At 55.4% G+C, this 18,399-nt stretch carries 20 protein-coding genes, 2 pseudogenes and 1 CRISPR repeat array; of the genes and pseudogenes, 5 read left to right on the top strand and 17 right to left on the bottom strand.

The features are described from left to right. Nucleotides 1-4 precede the first annotated feature (4 nt). Nucleotides 5-286 (top strand): type II toxin-antitoxin system RelE family toxin, encoded by a 282-nt coding sequence (locus tag Harman_RS19635; RefSeq protein ID WP_137685386.1) that lies wholly within the window; start codon nucleotides 5-7, stop codon nucleotides 284-286. A 190-nt stretch (nucleotides 287-476) separates the two neighbouring features. Here Harman_RS19635 and Harman_RS19640 read toward each other — a convergent pair whose 3' ends face one another. The 6 genes from Harman_RS19640 to Harman_RS19665 form a co-directional block, all read right to left on the bottom strand. Then, on the bottom strand, nucleotides 477-1,253 hold the full coding sequence (locus Harman_RS19640) for a PHP domain-containing protein (RefSeq protein WP_137685387.1): 777 nt from the start codon (nucleotides 1,251-1,253) through the stop codon (nucleotides 477-479). Beyond that, nucleotides 1,253-1,999, bottom strand: coding sequence for a 2-phosphosulfolactate phosphatase (locus tag Harman_RS19645; protein ID WP_137685388.1), 747 nt, complete (start codon nucleotides 1,997-1,999; stop codon nucleotides 1,253-1,255). The genes Harman_RS19640 and Harman_RS19645 overlap by 1 nt, the downstream gene beginning before the upstream one ends. A gap of 108 nt (nucleotides 2,000-2,107) precedes the next feature. Further along, nucleotides 2,108-2,917 carry an energy-coupling factor transporter transmembrane component T family protein gene (locus Harman_RS19650; RefSeq protein WP_137685389.1) on the bottom strand — a complete coding sequence of 270 codons (810 nt, stop codon included), beginning with the start codon at nucleotides 2,915-2,917 and terminating at the stop codon, nucleotides 2,108-2,110. Further along, entirely contained in the window at nucleotides 2,917-4,644 is a 1,728-nt protein-coding gene (locus Harman_RS19655) for an ABC transporter ATP-binding protein (RefSeq protein ID WP_137685390.1), read from the bottom strand. Before Harman_RS19655 ends, Harman_RS19650 begins: the two co-directional genes overlap by 1 nt. Next, complete coding sequence (locus tag Harman_RS19660) at nucleotides 4,641-5,501, bottom strand: hypothetical protein (protein WP_137685391.1); 861 nt, start codon at nucleotides 5,499-5,501, stop codon at nucleotides 4,641-4,643. The genes Harman_RS19655 and Harman_RS19660 overlap by 4 nt, the downstream gene beginning before the upstream one ends. Before the next feature lie 706 nt (nucleotides 5,502-6,207). After that, nucleotides 6,208-7,341, bottom strand: a complete 1,134-nt coding sequence (locus Harman_RS19665) for an SOSS complex subunit B family protein (RefSeq protein ID WP_137685392.1) — start codon at nucleotides 7,339-7,341, stop codon at nucleotides 6,208-6,210. A gap of 1,302 nt (nucleotides 7,342-8,643) precedes the next feature. Here Harman_RS19665 and Harman_RS19670 point away from each other — a divergent pair. After that, nucleotides 8,644-8,811, top strand: a complete 168-nt coding sequence (locus tag Harman_RS19670) for a DUF1931 domain-containing protein (protein WP_137685393.1) — start codon at nucleotides 8,644-8,646, stop codon at nucleotides 8,809-8,811. Nucleotides 8,812-9,024: 213 nt separating this feature from the next. Here the strand turns inward: Harman_RS19670 and Harman_RS19675 are convergent, their stop codons facing one another. Beyond that, nucleotides 9,025-9,261, bottom strand: coding sequence for a HalOD1 output domain-containing protein (locus tag Harman_RS19675; RefSeq protein WP_137685394.1), 237 nt, complete (start codon nucleotides 9,259-9,261; stop codon nucleotides 9,025-9,027). 48 nt (nucleotides 9,262-9,309) lie between these two features. Further along, a complete protein-coding gene (locus tag Harman_RS19680; RefSeq protein ID WP_137685395.1) occupies nucleotides 9,310-9,597 on the bottom strand; it encodes a HalOD1 output domain-containing protein in 288 nt (95 codons plus the stop codon). Nucleotides 9,598-9,835: 238 nt separating this feature from the next. Here Harman_RS19680 and Harman_RS21675 point away from each other — a divergent pair, with 238 nt between their 5' ends. Continuing rightward, nucleotides 9,836-10,006 carry a hypothetical protein gene (locus Harman_RS21675; protein ID WP_200831013.1) on the top strand — a complete coding sequence of 57 codons (171 nt, stop codon included), beginning with the start codon at nucleotides 9,836-9,838 and terminating at the stop codon, nucleotides 10,004-10,006. A 21-nt stretch (nucleotides 10,007-10,027) separates the two neighbouring features. Here Harman_RS21675 and Harman_RS19685 read toward each other — a convergent pair whose 3' ends face one another. Both Harman_RS19685 and Harman_RS21680 read right to left on the bottom strand, forming a co-directional pair. Then, nucleotides 10,028-10,384, bottom strand: a complete 357-nt coding sequence (locus Harman_RS19685) for a type II toxin-antitoxin system PemK/MazF family toxin (protein ID WP_160140718.1) — start codon at nucleotides 10,382-10,384, stop codon at nucleotides 10,028-10,030. A 6-nt stretch (nucleotides 10,385-10,390) separates the two neighbouring features. Beyond that, entirely contained in the window at nucleotides 10,391-10,789 is a 399-nt protein-coding gene (locus Harman_RS21680) for a MarR family transcriptional regulator (RefSeq protein WP_200831015.1), read from the bottom strand. Nucleotides 10,790-11,592: 803 nt separating this feature from the next. On the opposite strand from Harman_RS21680, the gene Harman_RS19695 reads away from it, so the two are divergent. Beyond that, nucleotides 11,593-11,904, top strand: a complete 312-nt coding sequence (locus Harman_RS19695; RefSeq protein WP_235007278.1) for a TrmB family transcriptional regulator — start codon at nucleotides 11,593-11,595, stop codon at nucleotides 11,902-11,904. A 201-nt stretch (nucleotides 11,905-12,105) separates the two neighbouring features. Here Harman_RS19695 and Harman_RS19705 read toward each other — a convergent pair whose 3' ends face one another. The 5 genes from Harman_RS19705 to Harman_RS19725 all read right to left on the bottom strand — a co-directional run bounded on the left by Harman_RS19705 (nucleotide 12,106) and on the right by Harman_RS19725 (nucleotide 16,141). After that, complete coding sequence (locus Harman_RS19705; protein ID WP_137685397.1) at nucleotides 12,106-12,363, bottom strand: type II toxin-antitoxin system HicA family toxin; 258 nt, start codon at nucleotides 12,361-12,363, stop codon at nucleotides 12,106-12,108. Nucleotides 12,364-12,368: 5 nt separating this feature from the next. Beyond that, nucleotides 12,369-12,644, bottom strand: a complete 276-nt coding sequence (locus tag Harman_RS19710) for a type II toxin-antitoxin system HicB family antitoxin (protein WP_137685398.1) — start codon at nucleotides 12,642-12,644, stop codon at nucleotides 12,369-12,371. An 85-nt stretch (nucleotides 12,645-12,729) separates the two neighbouring features. After that, nucleotides 12,730-13,722 (bottom strand): hypothetical protein, encoded by a 993-nt coding sequence (locus Harman_RS19715; protein ID WP_137685399.1) that lies wholly within the window; start codon nucleotides 13,720-13,722, stop codon nucleotides 12,730-12,732. Nucleotides 13,723-14,833: 1,111 nt separating this feature from the next. Beyond that, complete coding sequence (locus Harman_RS19720) at nucleotides 14,834-15,643, bottom strand: hypothetical protein (protein WP_137685400.1); 810 nt, start codon at nucleotides 15,641-15,643, stop codon at nucleotides 14,834-14,836. A 198-nt stretch (nucleotides 15,644-15,841) separates the two neighbouring features. Next, on the bottom strand, nucleotides 15,842-16,141 hold the full coding sequence (locus Harman_RS19725) for a hypothetical protein (protein WP_137685401.1): 300 nt from the start codon (nucleotides 16,139-16,141) through the stop codon (nucleotides 15,842-15,844). Between the two features lie 242 nt (nucleotides 16,142-16,383). Here Harman_RS19725 and Harman_RS19730 point away from each other — a divergent pair, with 242 nt between their 5' ends. Next, the gene (locus Harman_RS19730; protein ID WP_137685402.1) at nucleotides 16,384-16,653 is read left to right on the top strand and encodes a hypothetical protein; all 270 of its coding nucleotides are present in this window, start codon (nucleotides 16,384-16,386) and stop codon (nucleotides 16,651-16,653) included. 132 nt (nucleotides 16,654-16,785) lie between these two features. Here Harman_RS19730 and Harman_RS19735 read toward each other — a convergent pair. Continuing rightward, a pseudogene (locus tag Harman_RS19735) lies at nucleotides 16,786-17,078 on the bottom strand (radical SAM domain-containing protein); the annotation flags it as partial. Between the two features lie 436 nt (nucleotides 17,079-17,514). Further along, nucleotides 17,515-18,269: direct repeats of the CRISPR family, unit length 30 nt; unit sequence GCTTCAACCCCACAAGGGTTCGTCTGAAAC. Nucleotides 18,270-18,303: 34 nt separating this feature from the next. Then, nucleotides 18,304-18,399: pseudogene (locus Harman_RS19740) on the bottom strand (IS5 family transposase); the annotation flags it as partial.

The following is an 18,399-nucleotide window of genomic DNA, read 5'->3' on the forward strand; positions in this document are numbered from 1 at the left end:
TCGTATGGTCGGTTTCGAGTATTCGTCGCGTGCCGTGGAGTGGTTGGAGACAGCAGACAAGACAGCGCGAGAGCAAGTCCGGTCGAAAATCGAGGGCATCAGATCGCGTTCACGCGAGCCCTTCTACGAACCTGATCACTTTCTCGAACCATACACCAACAGCCCGTACTACAAAATCAAAGCCGGGCAGTACAGGCTCGTGGTCGACTGGCGCAAACGGGACGATGGCGAAGATGTGTTTTTCGTTCGAACAATTGGCCACCGCGACGGCTTCTACAGCCCCTAATCGGTCAAGCCTCGGGGCTTGCCCCCGAGGTACTTCACCTACATAACCTCCCCATTCTGCCGACAACAGTTAGAGCATTACTGACAACGCTATCAGCTTGTAGGGTGAGCGACCACCAGATCGACACCCACTCCAGAACCCTAAAGTGTCCGCTCGCTGGTGTCACGTCAGCACCTTGCGGGTCTGTACGCTAGTCACTGCCTGTCAAATACTGCAAATCAACGAGGGACAGGTTGTGGATGCCAGTTAGTGTCCGGATTTCAGGAATTCGTTGAGAGAGTTCTGAGGGAGTATGACTGTCCGAGCCCAGTACAAATTGAATGCCGTACTCAGTGAACAGTTCGAACATTCCTGGATCGGGATGTACGCGGCCGAGGGAACGATGGACGCGGCCAGCGTTCACCTCCGGGACTGTCCGAGATTCGGCGAGCGCTTGTGCAACACGCTCGTAATCTGCCCGTATTGTGTGTCGCCGGAGAGCCGGAATTCGTTCTGGAAGATCGAGATGCCCAACCACCTCGAAGAGCTCGGATTCGATAAGGGCGACAAGGGCGTCATAGTAGCGTTCGACAGCGGTACGGCACTGTGACGCGTCCGCGTCTTTAAATTGTTTCCCACTGGTGTAGTTGTACTGACCAGCGAAGTGCACACTCCCGATTGTGTACGCGAACCTCGCCGCATCGAGGAACGCTGCTATCTCTGACTCATCTTCCTCAACGTAGCTCATCTCTGCCGCGTCGTAGAGCCTGAGTTCGGTGGATTCCCTTTCGGTGTCGATGTCTTCGCGACGTTGCTGGTACGTCTCGACGAGGTCGTACGTTGCTCGACGACCGAATTCGTCATCGGTCACGATACAGTGGTCGGTCACCCCCAGTGCGGACAATCCTGCATTCTCGGCCGCTGCAATCATCGCATTGAGGTCTGATCCATCTGAGTACGTCGTATGCGTGTGGATATCTATCTCCATCACGCGGTGTCCGTTGTGCTGACGTCGTAGAGCCGCTGGCCTTCCAACTTCGGCACGATATCCCGGCTGTCGAAGTTGAGCGTGTACTCGTAGAGATCCCGCCGCTTGATTGGGGGTTTCTGCTCGTACTTTGGCCCCTTCCCGAACTGGACAACTTCTCGGTAGACCTCGCGTTGTTCAGGCGTCAACGGCTTCCCATGGAGATGTCGAGCGATGTACAGCGCGCCGACGAGGTCCTCCGGTGACGGCTTGCCTTTCGACCCTGCAGCGACGAAATACGTCTCCCGGTCATCATCTGCAAGATGGTTCGCGACCGCCTTCCCGTTCGTCAACCCGCCGACATAGATATCAATGTCCTCACCACCAGCGAGGCGAAGGTCCGTGACCGCGTTCCCTCCATTTGTCGATGTCATCGCCGTCGGCCGGCCATCCACATCAACGTCTTGGACAAAACTCGGTGAGTTGAAGAAATCATAGCCCTCCTCACCGCGGTAGTTTGGACCAGAACTCCCGCCGATTTTTGCATCAGGATTCTCCGACTTGAATTCCGGTTCGTTTCCGCGCTCCTCAGTAATGTAGATGTACGCTGCGCCGTTTGCAAACAGCTCCGGTACCGTCGTCGAAAACTGGGCGATATCAACAACGACGTAGTTTCCGGGATCAGGGTCCTTCGGGATTTGTGCGCGCCCCGGAATCATCGTCTTTAGAAGCTTTGATTCGAGCGGGTCGTCAGTGACTTGGCTCATATTTTAGGCTCAAACTGTCGTCCCAAAAAGACCACTAAGAGGGCTATACCCGGGACATGTGTGCTATATACCGTTCAATAGATGAGGCGAGTCGTACTCGCTGAGTGATTATATGAAGACTGCAAGGACGGCAACGAGAGTGAGCGACCCAGCGAAGAAGCCGACATCGAGGGGGCGAATCTTCATGTCTGCCAATCGAAGGTCCGTACTCGCATCGTCTTGCAGAGAATGCGAGAACCCGCGGGCTTCCATGGCTTCGACGGTGACCCGACTGCGCTTGGCGACGTTGAATATCATCGGGTAGAACGCTCGCATCGAGAGTTTCAGCAAGTAGGTGTAATGCCGCCACCGGAACCAGCCGGGGTTACTGGGGGCAGTGCTGCGCAGTCGGAAAGAGTTCACGAGATCGTGGTATTCCTCAAACAGCACTGGGAGCATCCGGTATCCGTATGTGATAAGGAACGTGAACTGGCGTGGGATTCCCAGACTCTGGAGGCCTTGGGAGAGGGTCTTCGGCCCCATGCTTGAGAACACGGCGAGACTCGACACGGAGATAATCGTCAGCTTCAACGTGAACGGAATAAGTGCGCGCACTGCCGCAACTGGGTCACCCGTGAAGACAGTGACAACAGCGTACGACCCGAGTGTCGTCGCAACAGTAAACGTCATCAAGCCCACCAAAAACAGACTGACACGGGACAACATCGCGAGTGCCGATACGAACACGAGCAATCCGAGCAGGACCGTCACATCGTAGAACAACCACGGCACGAAGAGAAAGACAACATACCAGAGAAGCAAAACTCTGGGATCCAACTTGTGCAGGAATGACCCCTCGTTCTCGTAGGCCGTCCGCAGCAGATCTGATTTAATGGCCTCAACAGACGTGGCTTCGCGGAGGTCGTCGAGTGCCGCCATCATTCGCCCCCCTCTGTTGTTGCAGACGCGTCATCGTTGAGGGAGTCGGCAAATGCCTCGACTGTGAGAGGCGCTTGCTTGAGCCCGAGTTCGGTCCCAAGTCGGACCGTCTGAGGCGGGCGGAGGTTCGCTCGGTCCAACACGTCAAGGTTCGCGAACACTTCATTCGGGTGGCCATCAGCAATGATGCCGCCGCTGTCCAGTACAACGACGCGAGTCGCCCACGACGCTGCGAGCTCTAAATCGTGGGTTGCAATCACAACCGTTTCGACGCGCTCGCCAGCTCGGTCGATGGTGCGGCCAACCTCTTCACGGCTCGCCAAATCGAGGCTCCCCGTGGGCTCGTCAAGCAGAACGATTGACGGGTTCGTCGCCAGCCCGATTGCCAGTGATGCCCGGCGTTGCTGGCCAACGCTCAACAATCGGCCATCACGGTCCTCCAGCGCTTCCAAGTCGAGGAAGTCGATGACGCCATCAACACGCTGCTCGACGTCTGTATAGTCCCTGTCCTTGAGATAGTGTGCGACATCGGCCCGCACGCTGTCATCGATGAACATCTCCTCGGGGTTTTGCTTGACGTAGACGACTTCATCGGCCAACTCCTCTGGGAGAACCCGTTCAGTATCCGTGCCATCAACGGTCACTGTACCGCTGTCTGGCGTCTCTAACCCAGTCAGTAACTGCATCAGAGTGGACTTTCCTGCGCCGTTGCTGCCGACAAGTACCACTCGTTCGTCTGGATAGACCTCGAGTGAGAGATCATCAAGGACGTGTTTGGTCCCACTCCGGAGCGTATCGTACGAATGTGAGACATCCTCGACGGAGATGACCGGCGTTCCCTCCGAGGCCGGCTCAGAGTCTCCGTTCAGTCGCCCTCCATCGGTGATGGCATATTCGGCAAACCGAGTAGCGGCGTCCGAGATTGTCACTGGCAGTTGCTCACCGTTGTCGAGGACCCGTTCAGCGATGCGTGTTACCTGCGGCGGGTGGACACTCTGTGCTCTGAGGTCCGTTATCTGGTTGAGCGCGTCTTTGACGGGGCGTTTCCAACTGACAACCCCGTCTTCGACGAGAACCACGCTATCGCAGTACTCGGCAATGAACTCCGTTTGATGCTCGATAGTGATGATCGTCTTGCCGTGGGTCTGGTTGAGAGTGGCGAGTTGCTCGTACGTCTCTCGTGCATTAATCGGGTCAAGTTGTGCAGCTGGTTCATCAACGACGAGGATATCGGGATCAAGCGACAATGCAGCTGCAAGCGCGACGAGATGTTTCTGTCCCCCGGAAAGCTCCCAGACGAACCGGTCCTCCAATCCGTCCAAGTCGAGTAGATCGAGTGTCCGGTGGACGCGTTCACGGTAGTCTTCGTGTCCGTAATTCATCGGTGCGAACGCGACCTCCTCGAACACGGTCGGACTGACGAGTTGATTGTCGAACTCCTGAAACACGTATCCGACGTGCTGTGAAAGTTCCGCAACGGAACTTTCAGCCACATCGTGGCCCGCGACCGAAACACCGCCCTGCATGTCGCCCTCGTAGAAGTGAGGAATGATACCGTTGAACGACTTGCACAACGTTGTCTTTCCGGACCCGTTCCCGCCGACGACAGCGACGAACTCACCGGGCTCGATGGTGAGATTCGCGCCGTCTAGGACGTACTCGTCCGTCCCGGGATACTGGAACTGCAGTTCGTCAACGGCAATATGAGAGTTGTGTATCGCGGTCATCGGTCAGGCTTGTGAGTCGCACGATACCAGACGACCGCTACGACGACTGCAGAGGCGACAATCGGGACTGCGATGTAGCTCTGGCCGTACATCACCAGGAATTCAGGCTCCCAGACGACATTGAGTGCCCCACCGACTTCGCTGGTTGCTTCAGCTACGAATGCGAGTGGAAACGCGACGAGCACCCCCAGCAGTGCCTTTCCGGAAAAGCCACGTCGCATTGGTGCGCCACGCTCACCTTCGAACGGCTCCATGCCGAGCAGCGGCTCGACTTTCCCGTGGAGTTTCGGGTAAAGGTATAACGCAGGAATCACGCCAAAGATGACCCCCGTGATCAGCATCTGTGTGATGAAGTCGACGCCCTCCAGAACAATGATACTCTCTGGAAGTCCCGGTACAGCTTCCAACTCTTCGACGCCGACGTAGACTTTCCCGATGTCGATGAAGGTGGCGAAAAACTCCTCAAGCGCTTCAGCGATGAACACGACGATTGCCAATTGCGTGGTGTTCTCGGGATCTTGGAGCAGTTTCGCGGCGAAGTAATAACAGACTGGAATTAGGAGTAGGCCCTCCATCGCTCCCAGTCCGTCGAATTCACCGAGAAGGATTTCACCAAAGACAATCTCTCCAACGGGGACAGCGAGTGCGGCCCAGTATGTTCTGAACAGCAAGACGAGGACGATTGGGATGAAGATGAATCCGCCAACGCCTAGTTCGAGCGGCCCCACAGTGAACTCGGGGAGGATTTCAGTAAACGCGTTTTGCAACCCGGTGAGTGACATGACGAGAATGAACACCATCATATCCTGTCTGTCGAACGAGAATCGACCCTCTGTACCAGTTAGAAGCGTACTCATGTTCCATTGGAACAGATACCGATTTTATACTTGAACTATTATAATAGGGGAACTAACGGATATTGCCCACAAACCACCGACTGTATTGCTATATATCGATATACCAATAGCCCTAATCAGGGGGAACCCATTGTTCGTATGAGTAGAGCTTCTGAGATTGCTAGTCGAGTGGTCCTGACCGACTCGCGTCCTACATCTTACACACAAGTGTTGATAAGATTCGGATAGATCGGATATGAGAACTGTTCTATGAGACACTCTTCTTGATTCTATTTGATGCACCTAAATTCCAGTTGGGGCCACACGGTGGCGGCGGACCGGCGAAAGAGAGGCTCGTTTCCACTGCCTGGTGGCAGTCCGGGATCGCGCCCGCTACTGCAGGCACGATGGACCGAAGCGAGGCGCGCGAGTGCGCCGAGCGCAGCGTCCCGTCGGCGTCGCGCGCTGTCGTGACACACCATCCGTACGCCTGTTCCGCCCCGGCCAGCTGGCCCACGCCGACGCACACACCAGTACACAAGTGTTCTCATAGCCCCACCATGACTGACCCACAGTGTTGGCTGTCAGCGTGCCAGTCCGTGCGCGTGGTCGCTCGGCGGCGGCCCGGCTTGCCGGTGGCCGCCGGCGAGCCGCGTGCGCGAGCACCGTCGTCGCGTCGACCGAGCGATAGGCCCCGCCCGGTGGGGGACGCCCTCGCAGTCGGGCGTTAGTTCGCCTCGGCGTGGGCTATACCGCGATGGGTTGCAACCCCATGCTCGGACTTGAACAGGTCTGAACACTCGGGACAGCGGGCCTTCCCGAGCGTCACGGCGACCGCTTGGTCACTGTCTCGGTTGTTGGCCCACTGGTGAGCATCAGACTCCGCGTCCCACGGGGCGACCGTCGGGCTCTCGCCTGACGAGCCAAACGCACAGCCGGCGTGTCCAGTGGGTGCGGGACCGTCGCCGCGTTCGATGATGCACATCAGCGTGTCGCTCGTGACGGCCACGGTCTTGAGACCGTTATACTCGTCTGGCTTACCCCCGGAGATTCGCACCCGGTCGCCTTCGTGGAGCGTGCGGACCATCTCGCCGCCGTGCATCGACTTGCCCCAAACCGTGACCTTCGCGCTCGTCCCCTTGTCATCCTCGATGTAGAGGACTTGGTACTGATTGCGGGCGTCTGGCTCGTCGATGATGTGCGTGACTTCGCCTTCAACGGTACACTCGTAGCCGTAGGGCGAGACATCCGCGATAGGCGTGGGTGCGTCCATTGCAGCCCGGGCATCTAGCTGAGTGGAAAACGCGGCGCTACACAGGTTGTTACCGTCGTCAAGATACTCTGCGAGGAGACGACTGGCGGCGGCGCGGGTCATGATCGTCTGCTCGCTGATGGTGTCGGCCTGCTGGTTGACTTTCGCTAGCGTCTCCGCGTCCATCTCGGCCCGTGGGTCGTCGTGGTCGAAGATCTCCGGGCGCTGGCTCATCGCGTCCGCAAGCTGGCGGTTGCCCGCTTCGCGGTCCACACCGTTGGCATGGTGGCGGGCTAGTTCGGCGTGTCGGGCTTGCTCGGCTTCGCGTGCGTGGCGTTCCTCTTGCTGTTGAAGGGTTTCGCCAAAGCGTCGGTTGGGGCCGACCTCGGTTGAGCGGGTCCAGTCGTAGCTGTGATAATCCTCTTGGTGGGCGTAGTAGTTGCCGCGGCTGTCGCTGCCCTTGTTCAGCCGGTAATCGAGTTCATCGCCGTTTTCGGTCTCTGCGACAGCCTCTAGAAGTTGCTCAGGGCCACCCTCGACGTGGGCTGAAAGCGACACTGTCTGGTTGCTTGCCGATGCATTCTTACCGCTGGAATTGGTAGCGTACATTGTCTTTCTGCTGGATACGGAAAGACACTTGTCGGGTGTACTAGCACCCGATTTCTGCGGCGTGAAACTGCCCTGCCAGCGCCGCGTGTGTCGTGCCTTCCGTACCTAATGACATGTCTGGATGGTACTTAAAGATATCGGACTAATTAGATTTCTTCAAGTGGAGTATTTGGATGTCTTGATAGTTTCTAAGCGGCGTTTTGTGTTTCACATTTCGAAGGAGATTAGTATATAAATAGCTGATGGATGGTGACATCCCGGCGGGCGGCCTCATCGTGTGCGATTGCGGTGAGCCAGCATCCCGCGCGGCCAAGCGAGTGCCGGATGGGTGAAAGCCCGGCAGCGCAACGCAGTGAGCAGCCCGGACCACAGGGAGCAACGCGACCGTCCTCGTTCCGGCGAGGGAGCGCCGGCCGCGAGGGTTCCTCAAACGGATCGTGCGCGAGTCACGTGTGCGTCGACTGTGCTGTAGCAGTCGGGTGGGACTGAAAGGGGCACGCCGCTGGCGCTTGCTGTGGTCGGTTCAGCGGCCCCTATCCGAACGGAGTGAGGATATGTCGCTGAGCGACCGCCAGCGGCGTGGGGCTTTCAAGATGTGCTGGTCCGACACCGTCACCGTTCTTGTGGTTTCGGTCGCGATAGTAGCCCCACCATCTCCTCTACCCCTACGATGGTGAGCACTGGTTCGAACAGCACTGCCACGAATCTCTCAACACGTAGTATCACAACCTCCGGTCCTTCTGGTACAGTATCCTCCAACTCTACCAGATGTACTTCTGTTTCCGCCCTCAGTTTCAGTGGTCCCCCAATCCCGTCGTCACAAGTAAGGAGGTATTCGATATCCTTTCTTGTCCGTCCGTTCACCACTCCACGAACCGGCTCGACCAGAAACGAGAGTGCTGCCCAGCGGCGGCTGCACGGCGGCCAGTGACACACTAGTCAGCCACCTGTCCCCTGCCCGGCCGGTCAGTCCCACGCTGTCACACACCCGCCTCTCGCCGTCTTCGTTAGCCTGCCAGCCCCACGTTGCTATCCACCAGTCGTCCGCCTGTTTCTCCCGTCCGTCTGCCCCACGCTGAGAGGGACCGACTGCCTGCGACAGTGCAGTCGTATCTCTCTGGTCTCTAGCCGCGCGTGACGTGGACGTGCCCGTCGTCTCTCCCTGTAATAGCGGACTGGCGGGCCTAGGCGGCTCACTGATGGCCCTCTGCACACGTTATACCAGGCTCAGCTTGGGGATCGGGACCCTAACTCCCAACATTGGAGAAGATATATAAGTCAACTTGAGTTCAGTACGATTGCATGGCAGACCTAGTTGTCAAAGCCGCCGTCAAAGAGGAACTGAGCGAAATGAACGTTGCCGCCGACTTTTACGACGCACTCGACGAAGAAGTCGAAGAGCTGCTCCAAGATGCAGCCCGACGTGCAGACGCTAACGACCGAAAGACGGTCCAGTCGCGAGACCTGTAACAGAGGACCCCTACTTTTTACCAGATAGTCGCTGCGAATACGGGTTCAGTATTCACAGACGCAGCTGAAACGACTGCCGCAGTAGGCAGACCTATCGATAGTTGTTGTAGGCATTGACATGCACACCAAAACCGGATTCACTACAACGAGAGAGTCATACAACAGTTCTCATACCCGGTCTTTCCCCCTTCTGTTCGCCCAATACAGGAATGCTTATCTCGCAATTTCTATGGTGTGGTCGTTGTAAACCACGACTTCATATCCACAGTAATAGAACGAGATCGAGTGGGGTTCGTCTGCAGAATTGATATCTAAATTACCAATAGCATTGAGAGTATCGATATCGACACAGTGGTTGATTGTACCGAGTTTCGACATCGGACAGTCTTCTAACTCTGCAATAACACGTTTTACAGCAGTCTTAACCGTTTCTGACTCCCTTACTTCCATGTGATATTTTCCTTGATATATATATAATAAAAGCTCATCTCGGGGTGATTAATTGTCATCGGAAAATCGCTTATCATTTTTCAATTGTCTTGATTCTTGAATGGTGAGATAACCATCCTCCCCAACAGTGACAATAGAATCACTATATTGGAATGTAAAATGTCCAGTACGCTCGGTTACGGCGTTGTTAGTTCGGTTAAACAGCTTGTCCAGAGCTTCAGGATTAACAGTGTTATATAGTGGTGGAAGCGACCTTGGAGGACAGTCTTCAACCTCACTTACAGCCTCCACAACCGCTTCACTCACAGATTCAGAGGACTCTATCTCCCGAGTCATTATTCTAACCTAATATTTCAATATATCTAATATATGTGATTTTGTGTGTTCATTATTTGAGTGAATTTTGTGCCATGGACACATGTATCGAGTGCTATTTCATTCCTCTTTCTAATGGACAAAACACCTTGTGAAGAGCTGTATGACACTCTCTCGGACTAGGGTACTGAACCGCCTACCCAGTGCGATTCCAGTTCCACCCCAACGCCTATTCGATGATACCTGGTATACCAACTATATGAGCGAGGAATCGGCCCAGATTTACAATCGAGCACGCCAAAACGGGGGTTCCTCAGCCGAAGCATGGGAGGACCTGCAATCTCTCTCCGAGGATATCGACTGGGACGTTGAGCGGATGCTATCTGAGTCGTCGACAGTTACTGATGCGGACCGTGAATTGCCACAGTAAGTTCTGAATGGATGGGGTAGTTTACTCTGTTTCTGCTTTCTCCGAGGCATCCAGATAGGAGATCGTGGCCGCCGTGACCTGCGCAGTGAACTCGTCGGTGACTGAGCCCTGCCGTCCCACGACGTGGAGGTCGTCTTTCAGGGTAGCGATCGTCCAAGGAAGGACGAAACTCTGCTGGCCCGGCTCTCCGCGGATCCACGCTTCGCTCGGCACAGCGAAACTACCCGCGTGGTGGGACTGAGTCGAGAACGCGACGGCGATCGACTCCTCGTCAGGATACGGCATCCGTTCACCGGAGACAACCAACCACGGACGAGGGTTTCCGGCATCCGTCTTGAACGGATCAGGTGCCCAGACGACAGTTCCGCGGTCAGCCATCCGGATTCACGACTCCTCATCGTGCTGCACTGTGTCCGACTCGATGGGGTCGACGGCTGTCTCCATCCAGGCTTCGACGTCGTCGTCGGAGAACCCACCGTCGAGTTCGTCGGCCGTGGCACCACCGTGAAGTCCAGCCGATCCGACCGCGTGTTCGGCATCAGCAATCGTCCAGAACCGATCACGGTGTTCGACGAGGCCGTGTTGCTCAAGGCGCTTCAACGTCGGGCCAACGCTCCCCTCTGGGACGTTGACCGCGTCGACGATCTCTCGCTGGCGGAACGCCTGGTCAGCGTGCTCGAGAAGAAAGCGATAGACCGTCCCCTGGGTGGTGTCTGGCGCGAGGTCGGGGAGTGACGGTCCGTCCTCGTCGATCGAGCGAAACTCGTCTTTCGAGATGGGCATCGTAAGTATTGGTTTGTATTAGAAGCTATTAGGTCTTATCGGCAGGGCTTTCGACACGGATTGGTGGATAGTGTTGCTTGAGGGTTTCTCGGGTTTGATGTCCTTCTCGTGCGGTTCCACGATTCGTATGTACCCTCGACAGGCCGGGGCATGGCTCACTCTTTACGAAAGCGAAGTCCGTTCCGACGAGAGTAACCCAAGCATCGTTTCGCCTCGTCGAGTCTGTTTTTTGATCGGTATCTATGGAAATGGACGTTCGGCTCATCTGAATTTTCCAGTGAATTTCTCGGTTATGAGTGTTTGTCCTCTCCCCACGGAATCGGGTTGTAAGCCTGCCCGTCAATGTTGTAGCGGTTCTGGCCGCAACCCGTTGCTTCGTAGGGCCGACGGCAGTCATGGCAGGGCATCATCGCTCACCCCGTTGGCGGCCTTAAAACACCTCGCCACTGGCCTGTGCCAGTCGATGCTGGGTACGAATCGTCGGTTCGTCCTCGGGTTCGCTGTCTGCAGACTGTTCGTCGACGGACTGCTGTTCGATGCTCATATTCAGGAACGCCTCTCATCCGCCAGAGGGACACAAAATTGGGGGAGCGGACCGTCTCAGACTGAACTACACACTACTGAATTTGGCCCTCCAATGGGGAGACTAGTCGGTCGGACACACCACGGTTTCCGCTGTTATCCGGCGAACCTGCTATGGCTTCGTAGACAAGTCGTCACTCATTATTTCAGGTGTATCTTTGAGATGTAGCCACTCAGTACGTCTTCTTAATCAGTATGGGCTTTTATTGGCAAACCAAGCTATGATGACACCTGCAATACCCGCAAAGAAGGACATCCTCTCGTTCCTCACAGCCCACTCAGAGCAAGCCTACACGCCCAAGGAAATTCACGAGGCGACGGATGTTGCCCGTGGGAGCGTCGATGTCGTTCTGTCACGGCTCGAAGATCGGGACCTGGTGCGGCATCGCGGTGAGTACTGGGCCATCAACGACGCTGGGGACATCGAGAAGACCCTCAGTGCGATGGCCACGGCTCGTGCAGCGACTGACCGTCTTGGTTCCGAAGATCCTGACTGGGGGTCTGGTATCGACGACTCTGCGGCCCAGGAGTGATGACCTACGAACAGGGTGACGTTTGGTGGTGGCCTGCGCCACATAAATCTGGACCGTCGTACCGACCGTGGGTCATTGTCAGTGACAGCTCCCATCCGTTCGCACACACAGAATGTATCACGACGTGGTATCGCCTATCGACCAGTACAGTTCGTCTTCAGAAACCAGATACTCGCGGCCGTCGTCGGTGACTCGGTTCGCCTATGAATTACGGTCGATCCACTCACAAAAGGCCTCGAAGTCGTTCGCACCGGCGTCGTCTGCAATATCCCGAAGCGTACCGATACTCAACGAATTGTGGGCCGGCACGGCGACGACACGCGCATCCGTTTCGTTGTGGTCTTCGGGCGGGTCCCAGCGGAGAATCAGATGGTCTCCCGTCGTTCGGACGTGGTGGAAGTTTCCTGTGTTTACCAGAACCTTGTACACCTCCTCGCCGGAGAAATCGCGCGTGACCATCTGAGCTACTGGAGCACGTCCGGGAGGTCGCCATCCTGTGAGCGCGCTTTGTCTGGGTCGACGCCGAGGTCGCGGAGTTCTGCATCTGTGGGTTCGTGGCCGCCGTCACCGGTGACTGCGTCGACGACATCCATCAGATTCTCCAGCGCGATACCCGGTGTCTCACCTTCAGCGGAGATTTCGACCTGGAGGTGGCGGGCCGTCCACTTGCCATCCGGGTTCTCTACCAGTCGGATTTCCGGCCGGTCACCGTCGTTATCGTCAGCTTCAGCGCGGGACATACGTCATAGTAGCCACTCCCGTGAAAAAACCCTTCGGGCGTCAGCTCTCCAACCCCAGATGCCCGCGGCCGGCTCGGGGAGAGAATTATCCACCAGCTGAAGATTCGTGGAATGACCGACCGGATCGAAATTCAGTCAATTCAGCGATCCGGTCTTCGAGTTCTTCAATTTCCTCGCGAAGTTCGTCAGCCTCCTCGCCGTTAGTCGCCTCAAGCTGGTCTTTCAGCCCTTGCAGGCGGGTTTCCTTTTCCTGTTCGTCTACGTCGGCCTTGCGAACGTACTCACTCGTGTCGATGTCGTAGACATCGGATTCGGACAGTTCGGTCACATCGAGTGCTTCGTCAACTTTGCTGGAATCGACTGTCGTCAACCGCTCACGGTCGATACCGGCGGATTCGAACGCGTTCAACACCAACTCATCGTCTTTGAGCGACCGGTTCCGACGTGTGGTCCGCTGGACGGACCCAAACTGCCCAGAGACTGGCTGGTCGTGATGAAGGCGGTCAAGCAAGACGCTCCGAACATCTTTCCGGAGGTCGTTGGCGTTGCGCTGGACGTCCGACAGAAGCGTGTAGATGTTCACGAGTGCGGGCGTGTCGACAGTGTCGAGCGTCGTCAGATCATGGCGTTCGAGTGCGTCAATCAGCAAGAGCGCGTCTGCATACACGTCCAGGTCCGGCTCTTCACGCTCGGTCTCGTCGGGTTCCTCACTACCGCTTTGAGCTTCTACCAGTGGCGATCCCGTGGACTGGTCGCTTTCGGTCAGTGTGCCCGCTCGGTCGTCTATCTCGAAGCGTGGATGGAGAGACAGGACAGTCGCGTACGGTTCGGCATCTGGTGGCAGGTGGTCGACATCGAATTCGCCACGGGCCTCGCTCACGCGCTCGTACAGCGTCTCAAATTGGGCTTGCTGGAGTGGGATCGTCTCGTCATCATCGCGGTACTGAATCAGCACGCGGTGTTCCTGGACATCCTCGATGCCGAAGGCTTTGCGCGAAAGCGGGGTAACGAGGGTTGTATCCGGTTGGAGTGCGTCAACGTTGTCGAGGAGGTTGTTCCAGGTCGGGCCGAAGGTCATTGGCAATAGTATGTTGTGATCGGTGAAAACGATATGGCAGAGCAGTTGCAGATGTCAACCACTGTCGAGACGTGAGTGTATTGCATTATCTGTTCAGCACCGCAAAAATATCCGAGTTGGATGATACTGGACTGGGTATTTGATTCCGCTATGCGATCATTATCGGTAGGTCAATCATTTCCCCGGCTAGGAACCAGAGGAAATTATGGACAAGGTTCCAAACCATCCGAATTCTTATTATCTCTATAATTATATCAAATGTTTTGTTGGTTCATACAGTAGTTGAGAATTACTATCCTCTTTGTGTTAGTCGATTATTCGGTCTATTTCTGGTTTACTTTATAATTACGGGAGGTGGACAGATCGATAGACTTGGCACTATTTAGTGAATGAGTTTGAGAAGTGATGAGGCCTTTTCGAGAAGTATCATGCAACTACTATCGATTTGTGATATTGGTCGTTGAATATAGTTTCTTCACCGGTGAAGGCAAGTGAAACAGCTGCCACGTAGACCTTTGACTGTGGTGGTGTCAGATCCCAGATCGACTCGAGCTTGGAATCGAGTGCGTCAGCGGTTCGATTTCTGCGCTGAGAAACACAGAGACAGCGGAAAAATCCCTCGAAACCACGATTCACGTCGGGTTCATTCCTCTATAATCTTAACGCAATCACCTACCACGAGACTACGCCACGCTTGCAACCGTAGATAGACGTATTGAAGCCGAGTATATCCAACCTGAGGAAGACGTGCCACCGACGACCTACCTTGCCAACGAGTGGAAAAACGCGAGACTATACTGCATTACCGTTACAGCAACTACTACCTTCCATACCGCTGTTGTGAAAGAGACGGAGATACATTATCGTGGTCAGAACAGACGTCCACCAACGAGCCCCGCCGTACGGCGGGCATAGGTGACCTAAAACTCCGGAGACAAACAATGACAGACACCACGACCCTCACTATCCTCGGGGCGATGGGACGACGGTAGTACTGCCATTTCTCTCGTCAACGCTCCCTGTATCGCTGTGGGCCGCACCAAGTTCGGGCACGCCAGTAGCAGCGTTTGGACCATTTCTTTGTGCTCAAGAACGTTATGACTGTATCGTACTACAGAGAGACACTCCGTATATAATCCAAGGCCTGTTGTTCTCGCTCCGGTGGTGAAATGTCGAGGTCGATACTAATTCCTAGTTGAATAGCATCCGACATCTCGACCTGTCTGGATTGGCGGAACGGCCCATTAGGATAGACACCCCCTGCCGCCAGTATCGATCCACCTTCTTTCCAATTAGCCACAATACCTTTGATTGGAAGTGCTCCACCTCCGAATTTGAGTGTTGTTCGGTCACTGTGTGGGATATCTACTCCCTCAATCACCACTGGTTCGATTTGATAGTCTCCGATCACCACTTGCAAGTCTCCTGGAATGTTAGTGGCAGACTGTGTTCCCTCCTCTGTAACGTTTTGAACGCCAAAGTCTTCCATTGCCGTTTTGAGGCGACTCAGCATTCTTTCATCAACATCTGCTACGAGACCACTAGCGAAGGATAGCCGATTTGGGAAGATATCTATTCGGCCACAGAACCCGGCAGCGAATGGACGGTCTACCTCTCCAAAAGTTGACTCCTTGATTCGGTCCCGAAGTACTGTGTCTTCATGACGCTTGATGTGGCCGACGGCTTGGTAATTGAGGAACGCTTTTTCACCCTCTACGATGAGGCGTGGCTCAGAGTCAGGCGTTTGGAGGCTCCATCGATTCCCGGCCTGCACTGACGGTGCCGGAACGTCTTTTTCAGAGGGCTTTCCCACCTTCGTATCAGTCGTACTCCCACATCCAGCAATTGCCGCCGTACCTATCGTACCAGCTGTTGCCAGAATCCTGCGCCGTGTCAGTTCCGATCCGATCCTTTTACCCATAGCTTTGCATGAATATACCGGGTTAAATATCTTCAGTATAGGACAAGGACGTATCACGCCGAGGAGGTAACTATCAGAAGCGGTCTGCTGAATTAGAGAATAAGTCTAGAGCTCTTATTTTTCAGTCGGTATTTGCTACGGATCAAGCGTCAGAACAGACCGATGGTGATAGCAGTAGATTCGCACACGGAAATCGTATCACAGACTGAGGAACTCGGGAGCAAAGGCGATAGCAGTGAGAAGACTGAGCAGTACAATGACCGTGGCAAGACGTAGTACACCAGCGGCCTGTCGTTGGTGGTTCGGAAGTGATTCGGCAATTCCGGATAACCCAAATCCGGCACCCAGGAACAGTACGAAATTGCCCGGCGCGGAGTTAGTTATAATGGCATAATATCCGTACTGGCCGATGAGGAGGAGAGCCCCAGCGAGGTAGATGAGTGCCAAAATCCCACCGGTAGGCTCTTTGAACACGGTGTCTTGGATTATGGAGGGCATCGAATGTGTTGTTTCCAGCCAGTAGTAAATAGACGTTGAATTAGTAGATGTGAGCGGATCCGCTGCTGGCGCGTCTGGCCCAATTCAGTCCCGATACCACCCCGAATACTGATTTCGACGAGAGAAGCTACGATAAAGCGATTTACTCGGGATTCAACCGCGTTAATTCGGCGAAAATCGGCCCCAAACCGGCCTCACGGCTTATCCCCCTTATCACCACCCACCCGCTACATTGAGGTGCAATGTTCGAAGCAGATCCACTCACGATGGTCCAGTTCGCAAACGACACGGCGCAGATGGCGATGCAGGCAGGCCCGCCGACAGACCTTCCCGCGCAGGTCCCGGACTTCGTCGGGAACATCTTGGCTGAGGTCAGCTCCGCGGCCGGCGGTGAGTCCGGTGGCCTCGGTGAGACAATCAGCGGCATGACCCCGGGTGGCAGTGAGGCCGAGGCCGCAGAGAACGCGAGTTCGGCCGCGAACGGGGCCGCGGACAATGCTCCTGGCCGATAAGCGCGTAGTGGGTCCAGAAGTTTGAGGTGATCGAACAATAGCGGAATGATTCCCCGGAATTAAATGCATCTCTTGACGTTCCTGAGCAGGGGTACCCACCGTTTCAGCGTATGATTTCTTGACGAGGGATCGCTAGATAAGATGCTCTACGGACTCGCCGTCCCGAGCTAATTTGGGTTGATCCGGTGACGAATCTGGAGACGGTCAGAGAACGACTTCGGTGAGACTGGTTGCTGCATCGCTTGGAGTTTCGAGCGGAATTAGCCGCTTGTCGACCACACTATCTAATCATCAGGCCAGGAATGGACCTGCAGTCCATCGAAACACGTCGCAACCTGCTGGACCGTGTTCAGTTGCTCAAGGATGTACTCAACCCGGTACTGGTACCTGTCCTGCGTCCGCTGGAGTTCTTCGACAACATCGTTGACGGAACACATCCATTCCGACACAGTTCAACGGCGACGTATCAACGCTGAAGACTACACGGCGGTTCTGGTACAACTCCAACTATCGGGCGATGACACGACTGATGGAAGAGATAGAGCAGATCGCCGATGAGCAGAGATCCGCCAGCGGGCGTGTCGTCTGGGAGAAGGACTGTCGACGACGTCAGCGGTAGGAGATGCAGCGAGAACTCGGTGACGAACTGAACTTTTCATGTTCGCGTCATAGAAACCCGTAACGACGCTATATTTGTCTCTAAACGTACTGAGTTGGAAGTCTGTTGTCTCTCACTCACCAGAGAACACAAAATGGTTCTGGAAGATGTCACCGCTGGCCTGTGGCTGTCGATGCTGAGGACCAGAGTCTGGTTGTTCGTCTGAAACTCGACCCCGACTCGGTCCGATGCAAACGCGAGGTGCTTCAACCCCACAAGGGTTCGTCTGAAACTTGCTTGTGTCCGGAGTGCTGGCTGGCGTGAGTATCAGCTTCAACCCCACAAGGGTTCGTCTGAAACTGCGGGACTGCATGGGAGCGCAAATCATGAGCGGTGGCTTCAACCCCACAAGGGTTCGTCTGAAACCCACTGCTTCGACCCTTTCGCTCGTTTAGGCATTTTGCTTCAACCCCACAAGGGTTCGTCTGAAACCGGTTTTCGACCGTCGGCGAGATACCCTTTTCGAGCATGCTTCAACCCCACAAGGGTTCGTCTGAAACTTTTGAAATCGAGGTTGGCGACAGGGAGACACAATTGGCTTCAACCCCACAAGGGTTCGTCTGAAACTCGACCTTCGACGGCGAAATGTCCGTGCCGTCGACGCTTCAACCCCACAAGGGTTCGTCTGAAACTCGGTCTCACGGACGGCGGTGGGTCGGACGAAGACGGCTTCAACCCCACAAGGGTTCGTCTGAAACACGGAGGGCGTGACGTTGACATCGGTAGTTCCGCCGCTTCAACCCCACAAGGGTTCGTCTGAAACAAGATGATACGGGCGAGTGTGGACACGCTCCGGGAGGCTTCAACCCCACAAGGGTTCGTCTGAAACATACGGTCACAACGGTTCCCGAAAATGCCGCATGGGCTTCAACCCCACAAGGGTTCGTCTGAAACGTAGAACCCACTTACACTTATAGATTGTGTCTTAGCTTCAACCCCACAAGGGTTCGTCTGAAACGTGGGCTCCATTGAATCACCATACGGCGTTGGAATCAGGCGGTCACGTACTGTTTGATGTTGTAGACCGTACACATCAGGACGATTTCACGGAACTCACGGTACCATTCACGCGCTCGGACGGCGGAGCC

Origin of the sequence: Haloarcula mannanilytica, assembly GCF_005406125.1 — an archaeon.
GTDB classification, from domain to species: domain Archaea; phylum Halobacteriota; class Halobacteria; order Halobacteriales; family Haloarculaceae; genus Haloarcula; species Haloarcula mannanilytica.

What these genes read in the sequence shown, in the direction of transcription:
- Harman_RS19635 (WP_137685386.1), top strand. Translation starts at nt 5, where the DNA reads ATGGTCGGTTTCGAGTATTCGTCGCGTGCCGTGGAGTGGTTGGAGACA.
- Harman_RS19640 (WP_137685387.1), bottom strand. Translation starts at nt 1,253, where the DNA reads ATGGAGATAGATATCCACACGCATACGACGTACTCAGATGGATCAGAC.
- Harman_RS19645 (WP_137685388.1), bottom strand. Translation starts at nt 1,999, where the DNA reads ATGAGCCAAGTCACTGACGACCCGCTCGAATCAAAGCTTCTAAAGACG.
- Harman_RS19650 (WP_137685389.1), bottom strand. Translation starts at nt 2,917, where the DNA reads ATGGCGGCACTCGACGACCTCCGCGAAGCCACGTCTGTTGAGGCCATT.
- Harman_RS19655 (WP_137685390.1), bottom strand. Translation starts at nt 4,644, where the DNA reads ATGACCGCGATACACAACTCTCATATTGCCGTTGACGAACTGCAGTTC.
- Harman_RS19660 (WP_137685391.1), bottom strand. Translation starts at nt 5,501, where the DNA reads ATGAGTACGCTTCTAACTGGTACAGAGGGTCGATTCTCGTTCGACAGA.
- Harman_RS19665 (WP_137685392.1), bottom strand. Translation starts at nt 7,341, where the DNA reads ATGTACGCTACCAATTCCAGCGGTAAGAATGCATCGGCAAGCAACCAG.
- Harman_RS19670 (WP_137685393.1), top strand. Translation starts at nt 8,644, where the DNA reads ATGGCAGACCTAGTTGTCAAAGCCGCCGTCAAAGAGGAACTGAGCGAA.
- Harman_RS19675 (WP_137685394.1), bottom strand. Translation starts at nt 9,261, where the DNA reads ATGGAAGTAAGGGAGTCAGAAACGGTTAAGACTGCTGTAAAACGTGTT.
- Harman_RS19680 (WP_137685395.1), bottom strand. Translation starts at nt 9,597, where the DNA reads ATGACTCGGGAGATAGAGTCCTCTGAATCTGTGAGTGAAGCGGTTGTG.
- Harman_RS21675 (WP_200831013.1), top strand. Translation starts at nt 9,836, where the DNA reads ATGAGCGAGGAATCGGCCCAGATTTACAATCGAGCACGCCAAAACGGG.
- Harman_RS19685 (WP_160140718.1), bottom strand. Translation starts at nt 10,384, where the DNA reads ATGGCTGACCGCGGAACTGTCGTCTGGGCACCTGATCCGTTCAAGACG.
- Harman_RS21680 (WP_200831015.1), bottom strand. Translation starts at nt 10,789, where the DNA reads ATGCCCATCTCGAAAGACGAGTTTCGCTCGATCGACGAGGACGGACCG.
- Harman_RS19695 (WP_235007278.1), top strand. Translation starts at nt 11,593, where the DNA reads ATGATGACACCTGCAATACCCGCAAAGAAGGACATCCTCTCGTTCCTC.
- Harman_RS19705 (WP_137685397.1), bottom strand. Translation starts at nt 12,363, where the DNA reads ATGGTCACGCGCGATTTCTCCGGCGAGGAGGTGTACAAGGTTCTGGTA.
- Harman_RS19710 (WP_137685398.1), bottom strand. Translation starts at nt 12,644, where the DNA reads ATGTCCCGCGCTGAAGCTGACGATAACGACGGTGACCGGCCGGAAATC.
- Harman_RS19715 (WP_137685399.1), bottom strand. Translation starts at nt 13,722, where the DNA reads ATGACCTTCGGCCCGACCTGGAACAACCTCCTCGACAACGTTGACGCA.
- Harman_RS19720 (WP_137685400.1), bottom strand. Translation starts at nt 15,643, where the DNA reads ATGGGTAAAAGGATCGGATCGGAACTGACACGGCGCAGGATTCTGGCA.
- Harman_RS19725 (WP_137685401.1), bottom strand. Translation starts at nt 16,141, where the DNA reads ATGCCCTCCATAATCCAAGACACCGTGTTCAAAGAGCCTACCGGTGGG.
- Harman_RS19730 (WP_137685402.1), top strand. Translation starts at nt 16,384, where the DNA reads ATGTTCGAAGCAGATCCACTCACGATGGTCCAGTTCGCAAACGACACG.